A 17884-nucleotide genomic window follows, 5' to 3' on the forward strand; every position below is an offset into this window, starting at 1 on the left:
TCAATCCTTCAGGGTTTCACCGGTCAGGCGCTGCAGCGCCTCGCGGTACTTGGCGCCGGTCTTCTCGATAACATCCGCCGGCAACGCCGGTGCGGGAGCAGTCTTGTTCCAGTCTTTCAGGGTTTCCAGATAGTCGCGCACGAACTGCTTGTCGAACGACGGCGGCGACATGCCCGGCGCGTAAGAGTCAGCAGGCCAGAAGCGGGACGAGTCGGCAGTAAGCACTTCATCCATCAGGTGCAGCGTGCCGTTTTCATCCAGGCCGAATTCGAACTTGGTGTCCGCGATGATGATGCCGCGCGTGGCCGCATAGTCGGCGGCGGTCTGGTACAGCTTGATGCTGATGTCGCGCATCTTGGCGGCGAGTTCCTTGCCGATGCGGTTTTCCATTTCGGCGAAGCTGATGTTCTCGTCATGCTCGCCGAGGTCGGCCTTGGCTGCCGGCGTGAAAATCGGGGTCGCGAGCTTGTCGGCCTGACGCAGGCCTGCAGGCAAGGCAATGCCGCAAACCGCGCCGGTCGTCTGATAGTCTTTCCAGCCGGAGCCGATGATATAGCCGCGCACGACCGCCTCCACCAGGATCGGCTTCAGCCGCTTGGCGACCACGGCGCGGCCCTTGACCTGATCCACTTCATCCGCGCTCACCACGCTCTCCGGCGCGACGCCGGTCAGGTGGTTTGGCACGATGTCTTTCAGCTTTTCAAACCAGAAATCGGACATCTGGTTCAGCACCATGCCCTTGCCCGGAATCGGTTCATTCATCACGACGTCGAAGGCTGACAGGCGGTCGGTGGTGACGATCAGGATCTTGTCGTCGCCGACCGCGTAGTTGTCGCGCACTTTACCGCGGCCGAGCAGCGGAAGCGATTTGATGGTGGATTGGTAAAGACTTTTCATAGGGGTCCCAGAAAGCTAAACCGGCGGGTGTGTGTTGAACACGCCGCCGGTTAGTTTAATGCTTATTTCTAACGCGTAATTTTACTGCACGATCTGCGCGAGTTCGCCTTTTTTGTATTTTTCGGCCATCTTTTCCAACGAAATCGGCTTGATCTTGGCTGCCTGGCCTTCGCAACCGAAGGCGATGAAGCGCGACTTGCAAATTTGCTTGGCCGCTTCGCGGGCAGGCTTGAGGTATTCGCGCGGGTCGAACTTGGACGGGTTCTCGGCGAAGAAGCGACGGATCGCGCCGGTCATTGCCAAACGAATATCGGTGTCGATATTGATCTTGCGCACGCCGTGCTTGATGCCTTCCTGGATTTCCTCGACCGGCACGCCATAGGTTTCCTTCATGTCGCCGCCGAACTGGCGAATCTCGGCCAGCAGTTCTTGCGGAACGGACGACGAACCGTGCATCACCAGGTGGGTGTTCGGGATACGCGCATGGATTTCCTTGATGCGCTCGATCGCGAGGATGTCGCCGGTTGGCTTGCGCGAGAATTTGTAGGCGCCGTGCGAGGTGCCGATGGCGATTGCCAGCGCGTCGCACTGGGTCAGCTTGACGAAGTCAGCCGCCTGGTTCACGTCGGTCAGCAGTTGTTCGCGTGTCATCGTGCCTTCCGCGCCGTGGCCGTCTTCCTTGTCGCCCTTCATGGTTTCGAGCGAACCGAGTACGCCCAGCTCCGCTTCCACGGTGACGCCGATCGAGTGCGAGAACTTCACGACTTCACGCGACACGTCGACGTTGTACTCATAGCTGGCGACCGACTTGCCGTCTTCCATCAGCGAGCCATCCATCATCACCGAGGTGAAACCGGACTTGATCGCAGCCATGCAGACGGCCGGCGACTGGCCGTGGTCCTGGTGCATCACGACCGGAATGTGCGGATAGGCTTCCACAGCTGCTTCGATCAGGTGGCGCAGGAAGGCTTCGCCGGCGTATTTGCGGGCGCCTGCCGACGCTTGCATGATGACCGGGGCACCGACTTCGTCGGCGGCCTGCATGATTGCAGTGACCTGTTCCAGGTTGTTGACGTTGAACGCAGGCAGACCGTAGCCGTTTTCAGCGGCGTGGTCGAGCAATTGACGCATGGATACGAGAGGCATGGTGTTCTCCAAATAATAAAAATGTGAAATTAGTGCTCGCCGACCTTCATGATCTTCAGGGCATTGGTGCCACCGATCTGACCCATGGGCTCGCCCCAGGTGATCACAATCATGTCACCTTTATGTACCGCACCTTTAGCCAGAAGCAAATCCTGCGCGGCTTTCAGCGTAGCTTCGCGGTCGGTGGAACGCTCCATCTCAACTGTGCAGACGTTGCGGTAAAGTGCCGCTTTGCGTTGCGTAGCGAGAATCGGCGTGATCGCATAGATCGGGATATCGATGTTGTGGCGGCTCATCCACAGCGCGGTCGAGCCGGACTCGGTAAGCGCAACGATCGCCTTGACGCGCAAGTGGTGGGCAGTGAATAACGCGCCGTATGCGATCGACTGGTCGATACGGGTAAAGGTCGCGTTGAGGAAATCCGCGTCCAGCTTCACCACGTCTGATTTTTCCGCTTCCAGGCAGATTGCCGCCATGGCTTCAACCGTTTCGACCGGATATTTACCGGAAGCGGTTTCCGCCGACGTCATCACCGCGTCGGTACCATCGAGAACCGCGTTGGCGACATCCGACACTTCGGCACGGGTCGGCACTGCATTGACGATCATCGACTCCATCATCTGGGTCGCGGTGATCGTCAGCTTGTTGGAGGCACGCGCCATCTTGATCATGCGCTTCTGCAAGGCCGGCACCGCCGCATTGCCGACTTCCACCGCCAAGTCGCCGCGCGCCACCATGATGCCGTCGGAAACGTCGAGGATTTCCTGCAATGCCGGAATCGCCTCTGCGCGCTCGATCTTCGCGATCATCTGCGGCTTGTGCCCGGTTTGCTCGCCAGCGATATTGGCTAGCTGACGCGCCATGATCATGTCGGACGCGTTCTTCGGGAACGACACCGCCACGTAATCGGCCTGGAAGCTCATCGCCGTCTTGATGTCTTCCATGTCCTTTGCCGTGAGCGCCGGCGCCGACAGGCCGCCACCTAAGCGGTTGATACCCTTGTTGTTCGACAGTTCGCCGCCGATCTTCACAGTCGTGTGAATCGCGCTGCCCACTACCTGGTCGACTACCAGCACGATCAGTCCGTCATTGAGCAGCAGCACGTCACGCGGCTTCAGGTCGCGCGGCAATTCCTTGTAGTCGAGCCCGACTTGCGCCTGGTTGCCGAGTTCACATGCTGCATCGAGCACGAACTTGCTGCCGCTTTCGAGGAAGATCTTGCCGTTTTCGAACTTGCCGATGCGGATCTTCGGTCCCTGCAAATCCGCCATGATCGCCACTTCGCGTCCGCACTTGGCTGCAGCCTGGCGCACGAGTGTGGCGCGGTCGATATGGTCTTGCGCCTTACCGTGCGAAAAATTCAACCGCACCACATTGACGCCCGCCTGAATCATGCGCGTGAGCGTATCCAGGTCGCTGGAAGCGGGGCCAATGGTGGAAACGATTTTTGTAGCTCTTTGCATGATCGAGAATCCTAGAGGAGCAATGCGGCGACACGCATTCCCTGCGTGTCGCCGCTCCGGCATTACTGTGCGCGTTGCATCAGAATGTCCACCGCAGGCAAGGTCTTCCCTTCCAGGAATTCCAGGAAAGCGCCGCCGCCGGTCGAAATATAGCCGACCTTGTCAGCAATATGGTACTTGGCGATGGCTGCGAGCGTATCGCCGCCGCCGGCAATCGAAAACGCCTTGGAATTTGCGATTGCCATTGCCAGCGTCTTGGTGCCTTCGCCGAACTGGTCGAATTCAAACACGCCCACCGGGCCGTTCCAGACGACCGTGCCGGCTTGCGCGATCTGCTGCGCCAGCTGTGCCGCCGTCTTCGGGCCGATGTCGAGGATCATGTCGTCGTCCGCCACGTCCTTCACGTCCTTGACGGTGGCAACGGCAGTGGCGGAAAACTCTTTCGCACACACCACGTCGACCGGGATCGGCACCGATGCGCCGCGCTTGGCCATCATATCGATGATGGCTTTCGCTTCGCTGACGAGGTCCGCTTCCGCGAGCGACTTGCCAATCTTCAGGCCGGCTGCCAGCATGAAGGTATTGGCGATGCCGCCGCCGACGATCAGGTTATCGACCTTCTCGGCCAGCGACTTCAGGATGGTCAGCTTGGTCGACACCTTGGAGCCGGCAACGATGGCGGCCAGCGGACGCGCGGGATCGCCCAGCGCCTTGCCCAGCGCATCGAGTTCCGCCGCGAGCAGCGGGCCGGCGCAGGCGATCGGCGCAAATTTTGCCAAGCCGTGGGTGGTCGCTTCGGCGCGGTGCGCGGTGCCGAAGGCGTCGTTCACATACACGTCGCACAGCTTCGCCATCTTCTGGGCGAGCTCGTCACTGTTCTTTTTCTCGCCCTTGTTGACACGGCAGTTTTCCAGCAACACGACCTGGCCCGGCTTCACGTCGACGCCATCGACCCAGTTCTGCTTCAGTTCGACCGGCTGGCCGAGCAATTCGGACAGGCGCTTGGCGATCGGCGCCAGCGAGTCTTCCGGCTTGAATTCGCCTTCGGTCGGACGGCCGAGATGCGACGTCACCATCACTGCGGCGCCGGCCTGCAGCGCCTGCTGGATCGCCGGCACGGAGGCACGGATGCGGGTGTCTTCGGTGATGTTGCCGGCGTCGTCTTGCGGCACATTGAGATCGGCGCGAATGAATACGCGTTTGCCCTGGAGTTGACTGCGTGCGATGAGGTCGCTCAAGCGGTTGAATTGCATGGCTGCCTGACAATTATAAGAATGGAAAAACGGCTATTTTACCGCAGCACACACCCCTGAAAAACCGTTTTCTGATTACAAGGTGATACGTAGCAAAGTGAACAAGAGCATGCCTGCGATGATCGTTCCAAGCAGATGCCGTGTTGTCAAAAACACCAAAACCGCGCCAAGCCCCGCCATCAGTTTCGGATTGCTCCAGGACATGGCAAGCTCGCCGTTCGCCAGCAGCAAGTCAGGCGCAACAATTGCCGCCAGTGCGGCAGCCGGCGCATAGCGCAACGCATGCTGCAGCTTCGGCGGCAGCCGCACCGCATGCCGCCCTAATAAAAAGAATGAACAACGCGTCAGGATTGTCGCCAGCGTCAGCCACAGGATGGCAAGCCAGGTATCAGCCGCATTCATGTTTTTTCCTTGTCGAGAAAGGTATCGACGATCATGGCCGCCGCCATGCCGAGGATTACGGCAAGCAGCAGCCCCAATCGGTACGGCAATCCGGCAGCGGCGACGGCGACCATGCTTGCGACGATCACCCCAACTAGCGCGGCACGATTGATGACGAGCGGTATCATCACGGCCAGCAAGGCGAGCGTGCCGGCAAAACCGATTCCCCAGTTCTGCGGAATCTGGCTGGCGAGCAGGATGCCGGCAACCGAACCTGCCTGCCAGGCACACCAGTTTGGATAGCCGATACCACTGAAAAAGCCGACCTTGCCTTCGCCGCGGAAAATCGTCTCGGCCGGGAAGCGCTGCGGGAACAGGCCCATCGTGATATCGGCATTGAAGTAGCCGAACCAGAGCCGCTTGTACCATGGCAGGTGCGCGAAATGCGGGCCGACCGCTGCGGCAAAAATGACAAAGCGCAGGTTCACCACCAGCGCCGTCAAAAACACCATCCAGATCGGCACGTTGGCCGCCATCAGCGGCACAGCCGCCAGTTGCGCCGAGCCGGCGAACACCAGAAAGGTCATGCCCAGCGCCTGCCACAGGGTCAGCCCCGATTTCATCATCGCCATGCCGGTAACCATGCCCCATGCAAAAATACCGGGCATGGTCGGCGCGCAGGCCTTCAATCCTTCGCTGAACGCACGCTTTTCCGGATCGACGGCAGCGCGGTCCAGCGCCTTGGAATCTGTATTGCTCATGTGTTCACAAAATGATGGATGCGACGAATGTCGGCGACGGGAAAGTGACAGATCGGAAAGAAAGGGCGCTGTGCGTGGAACGCCCATGAAAATGTGAACCCGATATTCTACCGATCAATTTTCTCCCTTGTTGGAGTGGGTTAAAATCGAGGCTTTGCGACAATTTTTGGAGAGCTCAACATGTCCATGGCCGACCGCGACGGAAAAATCTGGAAAGACGGCGAACTCATCGATTGGCGTGATGCCAAGGTCCACGTGCTCACCCACACGCTGCATTACGGCATGGGCGTGTTCGAAGGCGTGCGTGCTTACAAGACGCCGAAGGGAACCGCGATTTTCCGCCTGAAGGAACACACGCAGCGCCTGTTCAATTCGGCCAAGATATTCCAGATGCAAATCCCGTTCGACATGGAAACGGTGATGCAAGCGCAGCGCCAGGTCGTGCGCGAAAACAAGCTGGAATCGTGCTACATCCGCCCGCTGGTCTGGATCGGTTCTGAAAAGCTCGGCGTATCCGCCAAGGGCAACACGATCCACGTCGCCATCGCCGCCTGGCCGTGGGGCGCGTATCTCGGCGAAGATGGCCTGGCCAAGGGTATTCGCGTCAAGACTTCGTCATTCACGCGCCATCATGTGAATGTGTCGCTGGTGCGCGCCAAGGCATGCGGCTACTACATCAATTCGATCCTCGCAAATCAGGAAGCGACCGCCGACGGCTACGACGAAGCGCTGCTGCTCGACACCGACGGCTATGTCTCCGAAGGCTCCGGCGAAAACGTCTTTGTCGTCAAGAACGGCAAGATCTACACGCCCGATCTGGCTTCCTGCCTGGACGGCATCACGCGCGACGCGGTACTGACCATGGCGCGCGACCTCGGCATCGCCGTGATCGAAAAGCGCATTACACGCGACGAAATGTACTGCTGCGACGAAGCATTCTTTACCGGCACCGCTGCCGAGATCACGCCGATTCGCGAACTGGACAACCGCGTCATCGGCGAAGGCAAGCGCGGTCCGATCACGGAAAAACTGCAGACGCTGTTCTTTGACGTGGTTGCCGGCAAGGCGCCGCAGTATGAACACTGGCTCACCCTGGTTTAATCACCCTCACAAAGACATCATGACCCAAGCAAAACAAACGATGAGCTACGTCGAACTGGACGGCAAGGACTTGCCAGCGTTCTGCCCCAACCCGGCCATGCCGATCTGGTCGTCGCATCCGCGCGTCTATCTCGACCTCGGCCACGATGGCGAGGGCAAGTGCCCGTACTGCGGCACGATCTATCGCCTCAAGCCCGGCACCGTAGTCAAAGGCCATTGAACGCATAGGCCGCAAGCCGGCCTGAGCGACTTGCCAGCGCCGGCCATCCATTTCGGCAACGTCGTCGAACCCGCTCTTTGCAGCGGCTCGACGACGCCATCTCCCCGCTGCGCCAGGTGCATTGCACTATACTGTTCCATTCTTGCCAGGGCAGGCCACCAACAGGTCGGTCTGTGACTGTTCTGCATGGAAAGGAGATTCGACACACCATGCCCAAACTAAGCAAAATACTGGAAACACCCGAAGAGACCGAGGCGGCCTTCTATGATGCCATCAGCCGCGCCGATGTCGAGGGCGTAATGGCTTTGTGGGCGGACGAGGAAGAGATCGTCTGCATCCATCCCGGCGCGCCGCGGCTGGTGGGCCACGCGGCGATTCGCGCCGCATGGGAGTCGATTTTCGAACAAGGCGGCGTGCAAATCCGGCCGGTACAGCTGCATGTCACGCAGAACGTCATGACCTCGATACACAACATCATCGAGGAAGTGCACCGCAAGGTATCGCGTCAGCAAGACATTCATATTCTTGCCACCAATGTCTACATGAAAACGGCTGCAGGCTGGCGCATCGTCACGCATCACGCCTCGGTGGTCCCGGGAGAGGCGCCGCCGGAAACATCGGTCGCGACACTCCTGCATTGATTGCCGTTGCATTCCTGACTGCTGCCTCGATTCGCGGCAATGTTTCATCGGTCGATTTTGAGTTCACTCAATCAGCATCCCGAGGCTGCATAAGAAGATAGATTCATGAACTACCCAGCACCTCCATGGCTCCCCGGCGGGCACCTGCAGACCATTTATCCGGCGACCTGCATCGCCAAGCCGAAAGTTGCCTACCGCCGTGAACGCTGGGCCACGCCTGATGGCGATTTCATCGATGTCGATTTCGTCGATGGCAAGCCGGGGCGGCCTTTCATCGTGCTGTTCCACGGGCTGGAAGGCTCGTCCGACAGCCACTACGCGCGCGCCTTGATGGCGCATCTCGCGTCGCTCGGCTGGTCGGGCGCGGTGCCGCATTTTCGTGGCTGTTCCGGCGAGATGAACCAGGCGCCGCGCTTCTATCATTCGGGAGATGCGCAGGAAGTCGACTGGGTCATCCGGCGCCTGGTCGCTCAGGGGAAAAAGAACACTGCCTCGAAGTTTTATGCGGCCGGCGTTTCGCTCGGCGGCAACGCGCTGCTGCGCTGGCTCGGCGAATCGCAGCACGAGGCGGACATCGTCGACGCCGCATGCGCGATATCCGCGCCGCTGGACTTGGCCGGTGGCGGCGCGGCCTTGTCGCGCGGGCTGAACATGATCTATACGCGGGTGTTTTTGCAAACGCTGAAGCCGAAATGCCTGCAAAAGCTCAAGCAGTTTCCCGGACTGTTTGACTGCGACACCATGCTGCGCTCGCGTACCCTGTACGAGTTCGACAATATCGTCACCGCGCCCCTGCACGGTTATCGCAATACCGATGATTACTGGCACCGCGCCAGCGCCAAGCACGTGCTCAACGATATCACCGTGCGCACGCTGGTACTCAACGCCAGGAACGACCCCTTCCTGCCGCCCCACCACTTGCCGGCAACCGCATCGCGCCATGTCACGCTCGATTACCCCGCGCAAGGCGGCCATGTCGGCTTTGCCGTCGGCGGCCCGCCCGGGAAGATCGACTGGCTGCCCCAGCGCATACTCGGCTTCCTGGAAGCGAATTAACGTTCAGGCGATACTGTTCTCATGGATGACATAGTCAAACAAGCGATGGCCAAGTGGCCCAATGTGCCGCACTGCTACGGCTGGCTCGCGCTGGACGCACGCGGCGGCTGGCGCATGCGCGACGAACGCGCCCAAGCATTGAAGCTTGCCGGCGACAAGATCAGCAATCCGGCGCTGCTGTCGTTCATCAACCGCAATTACACCCGCGATGAAAAAGGCTGCTGGTATTTCCAGAACGGACCGCAACGGGTGTACGTCACGCTCGAAGTGGCTCCCTATGTGGCACACACTGATCCTGTGCAAGGCTTTGTGCTGCATACCGGCGAGCCGCTGGCCGGAATCGACGGTGCGTGGATGACCGATGCCGGTCAACTGCTGCTGAAGGATGGAGAAAAAATCGCGCTGGTCGACGATCGCGACATGGCGCAATGCCTGTCACAGCTCTACTTCGGCAACGAAGAAGCCGGCGACGAGCGGCTGATCGGCTGGCTCAGCCAGCCGGGCGGCAATGCAACCTTGAGCTTGGAACACGCCGGACGCCGGATTGAAGTGCAGCATATCGTGCGCGAGAAAATCGCGGATCAGTTCGGCTTCGTCGCCGAGCCGCACGCCGATGCCGACCGGGTAAACGCTTAACGGTTTTTCTGCGTTTCCTTCAGCTCATCCTGCCAGCGCGACTTGAGCTCGCGCTCGCGCGCATCGATTACCGCCTGATCATAAAACGACGCGTCCGGCGAGCGTCGGGCGATGCCCAGCTGATCGAGCGCCGCCGGCAGGCTGCCGTTCAAGGCATAGGATTCCGCCAGCGCCAGATGCTGTAACGCCTGCTTGCCTTGTACGGCATAAGCCTTGGCGAGCAAATCCTGCAGCTGCGGCTCTTGGCGGTACAGCCGTACCTGATCGCGCAAATAGGCCACCGCATCGTCATTGCGTCCCACCGCCAGCAAGCTCTCCGCATATTGCCTCGCGATGCCACGCGAAACCGGGAACTTTGCACGCGCCGCCTCTGCCTCCTTCAACGCTTCGGCCGCATGTCCGGCTGCCAGCTTGATGTCGATGCCCAGACTCGCCAGCACCGCATCCTGAATCGGTGGCGATGCGCCTTGCGCCGCTGCATATGCTTCCTGCAGCAACCCCTGCGCCTTGGCCGGAGAACCCTCCTTGAGCGCGATCAGCGCCAGCCCGTACTTCGCTGCCGCAGTCTGGACGCGCGACTTTTGCTCCAGCTGGTTTTCAAACGCGGTAGCCGCTTCCCGCAGCCCCATTTGCGTCGGATCCTGCATCAGTCGCACGCGTGCACGAATCAGGTGAAAATCGAGGCTGTCCGCGCGCTGCTTGTAGCGCTGGTCGCGCGTGCGCGCCTGAATGTCGGCAATCCGCTCGGTCGTCAGCGGGTGCGACCGCAAATAAACCGGTGCCGCATCCGTATAGGACCGGGTTGCCGCCTGCATGCGATTGAAGAACGAAATCATGCCGGTCGTGTCGTAGCCGGCATCCTTCAGGATCTGCAGTCCGACCCGGTCCGCCTCGCGTTCGGCATCGCGGCTGAAGTTGAGCTGCCGCTGCACGGCGGCGCCCTGCCCGCCCATGAGCAAGGCGCCTGCCGCATCCGAACTTGACCGCGCCGCCAATGCAGCCAGCACCATCGCTGCCAGTGGAATCAACGAATCCTGGCGCTGCTGGCCCAGCATGCGTGCGATGTGGCGCTGCGCCACGTGCCCGATTTCGTGCGCCATCACCGACGCCAATTCCGATTCGTTCTGCGCTGCCAGGATCAGCGCCGAATGCACACCGACGAAGCCGCCCGGAAGCGCAAACGCATTGAGCATCGGGTCGCGCACTGCAAAGAAGAAAAAGTCGTATCCCGCCTCGCCGCGCGCCTCCGGCCGCGCTGCCAGCAAGGTAGCGCCGAAATTGTTCAGATACTCAGTCAGCGGCGCATCGTCGAGATAGTCGCGGTCGCGCCGGATATCGCGCATGATCTGCTCGCCGAGCTTGCGCTCCATCAGTGGCGACAATTCTTCGCGATCGGTGTCGCCGAGGCTGGGCAGATTCTGGGCGGCAGCCAGCGACGGCGTAACAGCGGCCTGAACAACGGCGAGAGCCGAAAGAACGGCAGCAGCTATCAAGCGCTTTGCTGAATCACGGCGGAATAGGGGCGATTTCGATTTCACGGTGCTATGATAACCGGACCCTTGAATCGATCAAGACTTCATGGAATTTGTTACTGATGAGTACGAAGAAAATAAATGAAAACACGCCACAAGGACAAGGCGAACTCACTCACTTCGACGAGGCGGGCCAAGCGCATATGGTCGACGTCGGCACAAAGAGCGAAACGCATCGCATCGCTGTCGCCTGCGGAACGATCCGAATGAAGCCGGAAACTCTTGCGATCATCCAGTCGGGCACAGCGAAAAAGGGGGACGTGCTCGGAATTGCACGGATTGCGGCGATCATGGCCGCGAAGCGGACCGGTGACTTGATACCACTTTGTCATCCTCTCGCACTGACGCGTGTGGTGGTCAATTTTAATATTGATACATCAATATCAAGCGTTACCTGCACAGCACAAGTCGAAACATATGGGAAAACCGGAGTGGAAATGGAAGCATTGACGGCAGTACAGGTTGGATTACTGACGATTTACGACATGTGCAAGGCGGTGGATCGGAGGATGGTTATAATGAATGTGAAAGTCATGGAAAAATACGGTGGAAAATCCGGAGATTGGATTGCAGAACAAATTGAGTCATCCCCAGACTAGCGGCTTGACTGCCCCTCCAGCATTTCAACACTCCTGCCTGCTCTTCTGTTGGAAGTTACCGCGCATATTTGACACTGATGAGCTAGTTTTTGCATATTTTTGTACTCATTAATTGAAAAGTGTTTAGTTCGCGAACGGGTCAATGGGCAATACGCTCACAACGCTTGCGTTATCACGTCGAACAAGGACTGTCAAATTCGAATCTCGCTCCACCATTGGAATAACCGCAAGCTCATCATAGCGAAATCCGCTACGGACGACAGCATCATCAAGTATCGCTTTTGCTTCCACCGATTTTTCAGGTGGCAGACGCTTGAGCAACAAACCAAGAGGCCGCATTTTAGACTTGACGTCATTAACCATGGACTCATAAGGCACATGGTATTGCATCATTCGCGGCAAGTCCACGTGAGCATCAATCACTTCATCAATGTATTTTCTTCGCAGTTCCTTATCTTCAGGAATACGTGCTCCAACAAGTTTCGGCCCTGTTATGGGCAAGGACGGATCGTGCATCTTTTTCAATGCTGTTTCCGGAATCTGATATGCGGAGACAAGTGTAAAACCATTCTCATCAAAGACAATATAAACAGGGCGACCGACGAATATCGTCGTCGTACCGTATGCCAATGCAGATAATTGAAGGATTCCGATCAACATCAATTCGTATTTCAGCCACTTCTTAGCCGGATTGAATATAACAAGCGTTATGAGTGGACCAAGACATATATCGACCAATGCCAGTATGAATAGCAGTTTGTGAACCCCCATGATCTTGTAATAAGGATTGGGGTAACAGATCAACAAGACAAAAGCCAATACGCTCGAAACAAGGAAAAGGCTAATCAGCAAGTGCACCAAGCTTGCACGAAGTCTCTTTTGCATTGTTTAACGTTATAACAAATTAGGATTTATCTGCATGGGAACGACGGGTATGACAATTTAAGTATCACTTCTGTCGTCAACCGCAATAACAAGCAAACACGCACATCTTTCTTCAATATAAAAATAGGGCATCCAATGGATGCCCTATTTTTCAGCAGAATTCAGCACCTCTCAAGACACTGAATTTAGTGCAACAACCACATTATGGGCAATCACCTTGACCAGGCTTCATACCACGATTTGCATCACAAATCGTTCCAGTATTTGCCCAAGTGATAACTGCTGCACCGACAGTAGGAGTATCGGTAACGGTCAGGGCAGTGCCAGTACCAGAAGCAGTTGCTTTACTTGTCGTCGTAATTACGCCAGCACCCGAGACAGTTACACCACCTACCAAGTTAGCCGTAGTTTGAGAGGCCGGAACACCATTCTGACCATTAGCACAGTTTGTTACAGCAACTCCTGGTGCAATACCTTGCCCACTTATACAGTCATTAACTGCGGATTTATACGCAGCGACCTCACCCATCGTGGATGCCGCATAGGAGCGCGATGTGTAATTGCTATATTGAGGAATTGCAACAGCTGCCAAAATACCAACAATTGCCACCACGATCATCAATTCAATCAGAGTAAAACCCCTCTGCGTATGCTGAATCATTTTCATCGATTTCATCTTGATTCTCCCATTTGAAATTAGGCAGACCATCTGCCATACAGAATGTCTTGCAATGATCATGCCAATTGGAAATATTTAAAATCGACAGCTAATTGTTGCCAAATAAGCAGTTATTTTTGGCGACAGTGACAAGATTCGTCACTTGAATACGATTCCCAAAGGCCAGAAATCGTCAATCAACAAAAATTGTCAGCTTTCGGCTAAAAACCATCATTACTACAAGATAAATTGGGTCTGTATGCCAGCAACATCAATAATGTCGCCATGGAAAAGTGCTTGTGTGCTTGCGTCAATAGCATGATCATTTACCCGTGCCGGGATATCGCCTTCCACATGAGTAATGTAATACCCCTCGCAACGCCGGATGATGACAGCCACTTGTACGCCGGGGCGCCCTATTGTCGTGAGCGATTTGGACAAGAGTGTTTGCTTACCCGCATTCGCGCCATTGAGAATTTTGATCGACGCATGTCCCTCAATTCTGCCGGAAGGTTGGGGCATATTCTGAATTATGGGGTCGGGCATATTATCGATACCGGTATCCGGAAAATACTGGATCCGGTACTGCGCCAACTCAATGACGTCATTTTCCTGCAAAAAGTGCTTTTTAATCGGCTGGCCATTCACTTGGGTGCCGTTGGTGCTATTCAAATCTTCAAGAAACGAGTCATTGTTAATAGTGACAATGACGGCGTGCTCGGCGCTGACCGCTCGGTTGTCGATGACGAGGTCGTTGTGAGGGCTGCGCCCTATCCTAATCCGCTCTTTGGACAGCGCGACCTCCCGCAAAACCTCGTTATTCCTCGCAAGAATAATCTTCGCCATTTTCCCTCCGGTCACCTTCGCATTTTTATATAGCTGTTACGCGAACCAGTGCAAAACTCGATCAAGCAGGCTGCCTGCTTGCGGCGAGTCCAACAGAACGTTAATCAGAATGACAGAGATATTGTCACGGCCACCATTGTCATTCGCCTTCTGCACCAACATCCCGCAAGCGTTGTTGAGCGGTTGCCGTTTATTTTCCAATAAAATTTCGGATATTTCCTGCTCCGCCAGCATGTCTGACAACCCATCCGAACACAGCAGATAAAGATCTCCTGCTTCGACGTGGTGGTCACGCATTTCGACTTCCATATCGGGACCGACACCCACTGCCCGCGTTACCAGGTTCTTGATGGCCGAAAACCGAGCCCATTCCGGACTGATCAGGCCGGCGTCGAGCTGCTCCTGCAGCAGTGAGTGATCCTTGGTGATCTGCAGCAGATCGCCTTGCCGCAGTCGGTAAGCTCGCGAGTCGCCAACATGTGCAATCGTAACCGTATCGCCGCGAAACAATGCAGCTACTAGAGTCGTTCCCATGCCCTCGTAACGCGATTCGGTACGGGCCGCCTCGAGAATCGCGTTATTGGCCCTGTGGATGGCCTCATCCATCAACTGATGGACTTGCCCACTCCCTTGCAGATGTGGCCACTTGTCCGAAAGCCGCGCCAGCCCCTCTTCCAGCGACTTCTTCAGCACCGCTGTGGCAATCCCGCTCGCCACCTCTCCCGCTTGGTACCCACCCATGCCGTCGGCAAGAATGGCAAAACCATGCTCCGGACTGATCGCAACACAATCCTCGTTATGCGACCGGACCAGTCCGGTATCGGTTTTGGCAGCAAATTCAAGCCGGAGGTGATGTGCCATGCGACGGATTATAGGTGGAGATCAGGATTTTTCATGACGCGCTTCTTCCCGTTTCGCCATCCAGTTACCAACGATGATGACGACTGCGGCCGTAAGCAATCCAGGAATGCTCATGTGCACATCCAACACAGGCACGTCGATATCGAGCAGCGGCAGATGCGCGTCGACCCAGGGCGCGACACCGACATCGGTGACGACCATGCCGCCTGCCAGATAGCCAAGCAATCCCGCACCGAAGGTGACGATCCAGGGAAAGTGCTCCATCAATTTGAGAATCACGGTACTGCCCCAGATGATGATCGGGATGCTGACCAGAATACCGAAGGTCACCAGGACCAGTTGATTGTCGCCCCCGGTTTGTTCGGCCGCGCTGGCGACTGCAATGACATTGTCGATGCTCATGACCAAGTCAGCCATGATGATGGTTTTGATCGCAGTGAGCAGCCGTTCGCTGGCGTGCACGTCATCGTGCCCGTCGTCGCCTTCCGCAAGCAGCTTAATGCCAATCCAGAACAGCAGGATTCCGCCCACGATCTTCAGATACGGCACCTGCAACATCGTGACGGCGAAGGCGATCAGGATGATGCGTATTCCGATTGCACCGAACGTGCCCCACAGGATTCCCCGGATGCGATGCCGGCGCGGCAGGTTGCGGCACGCCATGGCGATCACGATCGCATTGTCGCCACCGAGCAGAATATCGATCAGGATGATCTGCCCAACGGCCAGCCAATTCAGGTTCAGGAGGAAATCCATAAAATTTCAGAATGGTAACGCATAAAACAAGACGGGGAGCCGAAGCTCCCCGTCTATGATGCCTGATCCGTCAGTTAATGACGAATCCATCCTGCCAAATTACAGCATCGCCTTGAGCAAACGCGCCATTTCCGACGGGTTCTTGGTCACTTTGATGCCGCAGGCTTCCATGATTTCCAGCTTGGCTTGCGCGGTGTCGGCACCGCCGGAGATCAACGCGCCGGCGTGGCCCATGCGCTTGCCCGGAGGCGCGGTGACGCCAGCGATGAAGCCGACCACCGGCTTCTTCATGTTGTCCTTGATCCAGTGAGCGGCATTGGCTTCGTCCGGACCGCCGATCTCGCCGATCATGATGACGGCATCGGTATCGGGATCGTCGTTGAACATCTTCATGACGTCGATGTGCTTCAGGCCGTTGATCGGGTCGCCGCCGATGCCGACTGCAGAAGATTGGCCCAGGCCAAGCGCGGTCAGCTGCGCCACGGCTTCATAGGTCAGCGTGCCGGAACGCGACACGACGCCGATGCGGCCTTTGCGGTGGATGTGACCCGGCATGATGCCGATCTTGATTTCGTCCGGCGTGATCAGGCCCGGGCAGTTCGGTCCGAGCAACAGGGTCTTGCTGCCGGCCTTCTTCATCTTGTCCTTCACTTCCAGCATGTCGCGAACCGGAATACCTTCAGTGATGCAGATCGCCAGGTCGAGCTCGGCTTCGACGGCTTCCCAGATTGCGGCGGCAGCGCCTGCGGGCGGCACGTAGATCACGGAAACGGTGGCGCCAGTCTTTTCCTTAGCGTCCTTCACGTTTGCGAAAATCGGAATGCCTTCGAAATCCTCGCCTGCCTTCTTCGGGTTCACGCCGGCGACGAAACAGTTCTTGCCGTTGGCGTAGTCGCGGCACATGCGGGTGTGGAACTGGCCGGTCTTACCGGTGATGCCTTGGGTGATGACTTTGGTGTCTTTATTGATCAGAATCGACATGTTTGTTTCCTCGATTATTTACCGTTGGCCGCGGCCACGACCTTTTGTGCTGCTTCTTCCATCGTATCGGCTGCGATGATCGGCAGGCCGGATTCGGCCAGCATCTTCTTGCCGAGGTCTTCGTTGGTGCCCTTCATGCGGACAACCAGCGGCACGGAGAGCGACACTGCCTTGGAGGCAGCGATCACGCCTTCGGCGATCACGTCGCAACGCATGATGCCGCCGAAGATGTTGACCAGGATGGCCTTCAGGTTCGGGTTCTTCAGCATCAGCTTGAAGGCTTCGGTCACTTTCTCGGTGGTGGCGCCGCCGCCGACGTCGAGGAAGTTGGCCGGTTCGCCGCCGAACAGCTTGATCGTGTCCATGGTCGCCATCGCCAAGCCGGCGCCATTCACCAGGCAACCGATGTTGCCGTCGAGGGAGATATAGGCGAGGTCGAACTTGGAAGCTTCGATTTCAGCCGGATCTTCTTCATCCAGGTCGCGCATCGCCACGATTTCCGGGTGACGGAACAGTGCGTTGGCGTCGAAGTTGAACTTGGCGTCGAGCGCAATCACCTTGCCGTCGCCAGTCAGGATCAGCGGGTTGATTTCGGCCAGCGATGCATCGGTTTCCCAGTACGCCTTGTACAGGCCTTGCAGATTCTTGCGTGCGTCAACTACGGATGCGGCCGGAATGCCGATCTTGGCGGCGATCGAATCGGCATCGGCGTCGGTCAGGCCGGTAGCCGGATCGATGATCACTTTGTGGATGAGTTCAGGATGCTTTTCGGCGACTTCTTCGATGTCCATGCCACCTTCGCTGGAAGCCATCAGCACGACGCGCTGGCTCAAACGGTCGGTGACGAAACTGACATACAGTTCCTTCTTGATGTCGGCGCCGTCTTCGATCAAGAGGCGGCGTACTTTCTGGCCTTCCGGGCCAGTCTGGTGCGTGACGAGCTGCATGCCCATGATGGCAGTTGCGTACTCCTTGACCTGGTCGAGCGATTTGGCGACTTTCACGCCGCCACCCTTGCCGCGACCACCAGCGTGGATCTGAGCCTTGACGACCCAGACCGGGCCTCCAAGAGTCTCGGCCGCCTTGACCGCTTCTTCAACGGAAAAGCACGGGATACCGCGCGGAACCGTCACTCCGAACTTACGGAGGATTTCTTTGCCCTGATACTCATGGATTTTCATGCGAGCTTCCCTTCAGACGCTTATTGAAAA

20 protein-coding genes are annotated in these 17884 nt (G+C 57.4%); 6 read left to right on the forward strand and 14 right to left on the reverse strand.

Translation table 11 applies throughout. The features are described 5' to 3' along the window. The 6 genes from TSA66_RS14390 to TSA66_RS14415 form a co-directional block, all read right to left on the reverse strand. On the reverse strand, nt 1-897 hold the full coding sequence (locus TSA66_RS14390; RefSeq protein ID WP_040040470.1) for a phosphoribosylaminoimidazolesuccinocarboxamide synthase: 897 nt from the start codon (nt 895-897) through the stop codon (nt 1-3). A gap of 81 nt (nt 898-978) precedes the next feature. Then, nucleotides 979-2043 (reverse strand): class II fructose-bisphosphate aldolase, encoded by a 1065-nt coding sequence (gene fba, locus TSA66_RS14395; protein ID WP_040040471.1) that lies wholly within the window; start codon nt 2041-2043, stop codon nt 979-981. A gap of 29 nt (nt 2044-2072) precedes the next feature. After that, nucleotides 2073-3506: a pyruvate kinase gene (gene pyk / locus TSA66_RS14400; RefSeq protein ID WP_040040472.1), complete on the reverse strand. Its 1434-nt coding sequence runs from the start codon at nt 3504-3506 to the stop codon at nt 2073-2075. A 62-nt stretch (nt 3507-3568) separates the two neighbouring features. Next, nucleotides 3569-4759 (reverse strand): phosphoglycerate kinase, encoded by a 1191-nt coding sequence (locus TSA66_RS14405; RefSeq protein WP_040040473.1) that lies wholly within the window; start codon nt 4757-4759, stop codon nt 3569-3571. 75 nt (nt 4760-4834) lie between these two features. Further along, nucleotides 4835-5161, reverse strand: coding sequence for an AzlD domain-containing protein (locus tag TSA66_RS14410; protein ID WP_040040474.1), 327 nt, complete (start codon nt 5159-5161; stop codon nt 4835-4837). After that, the gene (locus TSA66_RS14415; protein ID WP_040040475.1) at nt 5158-5901 is read right to left on the reverse strand and encodes an AzlC family ABC transporter permease; all 744 of its coding nucleotides are present in this window, start codon (nt 5899-5901) and stop codon (nt 5158-5160) included. Before TSA66_RS14415 ends, TSA66_RS14410 begins: the two co-directional genes overlap by 4 nt. A gap of 180 nt (nt 5902-6081) precedes the next feature. Between TSA66_RS14415 and TSA66_RS14420 the strand changes: the two genes are divergently transcribed. From TSA66_RS14420 to TSA66_RS14440, 5 genes are all read left to right on the forward strand, one after another. Next, on the forward strand, nt 6082-7002 hold the full coding sequence (locus TSA66_RS14420; RefSeq protein ID WP_040040476.1) for a branched-chain amino acid transaminase: 921 nt from the start codon (nt 6082-6084) through the stop codon (nt 7000-7002). A 19-nt stretch (nt 7003-7021) separates the two neighbouring features. Further along, nucleotides 7022-7222, forward strand: coding sequence for a zinc-finger domain-containing protein (locus tag TSA66_RS14425; protein ID WP_040040477.1), 201 nt, complete (start codon nt 7022-7024; stop codon nt 7220-7222). Nucleotides 7223-7431: 209 nt separating this feature from the next. Continuing rightward, complete coding sequence (locus TSA66_RS14430) at nt 7432-7863, forward strand: YybH family protein (RefSeq protein ID WP_040040478.1); 432 nt, start codon at nt 7432-7434, stop codon at nt 7861-7863. 105 nt (nt 7864-7968) lie between these two features. Beyond that, entirely contained in the window at nt 7969-8919 is a 951-nt protein-coding gene (locus TSA66_RS14435; protein WP_040040479.1) for a YheT family hydrolase, read from the forward strand. Nucleotides 8920-8940: 21 nt separating this feature from the next. Then, the gene (locus tag TSA66_RS14440; RefSeq protein ID WP_040040480.1) at nt 8941-9555 is read left to right on the forward strand and encodes a DUF2946 family protein; all 615 of its coding nucleotides are present in this window, start codon (nt 8941-8943) and stop codon (nt 9553-9555) included. Here the strand turns inward: TSA66_RS14440 and TSA66_RS14445 are convergent. Then, nucleotides 9552-11048, reverse strand: coding sequence for a beta-barrel assembly-enhancing protease (locus TSA66_RS14445; RefSeq protein WP_040040481.1), 1497 nt, complete (start codon nt 11046-11048; stop codon nt 9552-9554). The genes TSA66_RS14440 and TSA66_RS14445 overlap by 4 nt on opposite strands. Before the next feature lie 101 nt (nt 11049-11149). Between TSA66_RS14445 and moaC the strand changes: the two genes are divergently transcribed. Beyond that, nucleotides 11150-11686, forward strand: a complete 537-nt coding sequence (gene moaC, locus TSA66_RS14450) for a cyclic pyranopterin monophosphate synthase MoaC (RefSeq protein ID WP_052452336.1) — start codon at nt 11150-11152, stop codon at nt 11684-11686. 123 nt (nt 11687-11809) lie between these two features. Here the strand turns inward: moaC and TSA66_RS14455 are convergent, their stop codons facing one another. The 7 genes from TSA66_RS14455 to sucC all read right to left on the reverse strand — a co-directional run bounded on the left by TSA66_RS14455 (nt 11810) and on the right by sucC (nt 17854). Then, nucleotides 11810-12571, reverse strand: a complete 762-nt coding sequence (locus TSA66_RS14455) for a hypothetical protein (protein WP_040040482.1) — start codon at nt 12569-12571, stop codon at nt 11810-11812. A 202-nt stretch (nt 12572-12773) separates the two neighbouring features. Then, nucleotides 12774-13247 (reverse strand): pilin, encoded by a 474-nt coding sequence (locus tag TSA66_RS28015; RefSeq protein WP_094299010.1) that lies wholly within the window; start codon nt 13245-13247, stop codon nt 12774-12776. 219 nt (nt 13248-13466) lie between these two features. Next, complete coding sequence (locus TSA66_RS14465; RefSeq protein WP_040040483.1) at nt 13467-14075, reverse strand: FHA domain-containing protein; 609 nt, start codon at nt 14073-14075, stop codon at nt 13467-13469. Between the two features lie 36 nt (nt 14076-14111). Then, entirely contained in the window at nt 14112-14936 is an 825-nt protein-coding gene (locus TSA66_RS14470; RefSeq protein WP_040040484.1) for a Stp1/IreP family PP2C-type Ser/Thr phosphatase, read from the reverse strand. A gap of 21 nt (nt 14937-14957) precedes the next feature. Continuing rightward, nucleotides 14958-15692 carry a TerC family protein gene (locus TSA66_RS14475; RefSeq protein WP_040040485.1) on the reverse strand — a complete coding sequence of 245 codons (735 nt, stop codon included), beginning with the start codon at nt 15690-15692 and terminating at the stop codon, nt 14958-14960. Between the two features lie 99 nt (nt 15693-15791). Continuing rightward, on the reverse strand, nt 15792-16673 hold the full coding sequence (gene sucD, locus TSA66_RS14480) for a succinate--CoA ligase subunit alpha (RefSeq protein WP_040040486.1): 882 nt from the start codon (nt 16671-16673) through the stop codon (nt 15792-15794). Between the two features lie 14 nt (nt 16674-16687). Beyond that, nucleotides 16688-17854, reverse strand: a complete 1167-nt coding sequence (sucC, locus tag TSA66_RS14485; protein WP_040040487.1) for an ADP-forming succinate--CoA ligase subunit beta — start codon at nt 17852-17854, stop codon at nt 16688-16690. Between the last annotated feature and the right edge of the window lie 30 nt (nt 17855-17884).

The sequence above is a fragment of the Noviherbaspirillum autotrophicum genome, from assembly GCF_000818395.1.
In the GTDB taxonomy this organism is placed as follows: domain Bacteria; phylum Pseudomonadota; class Gammaproteobacteria; order Burkholderiales; family Burkholderiaceae_D; genus Noviherbaspirillum; species Noviherbaspirillum autotrophicum.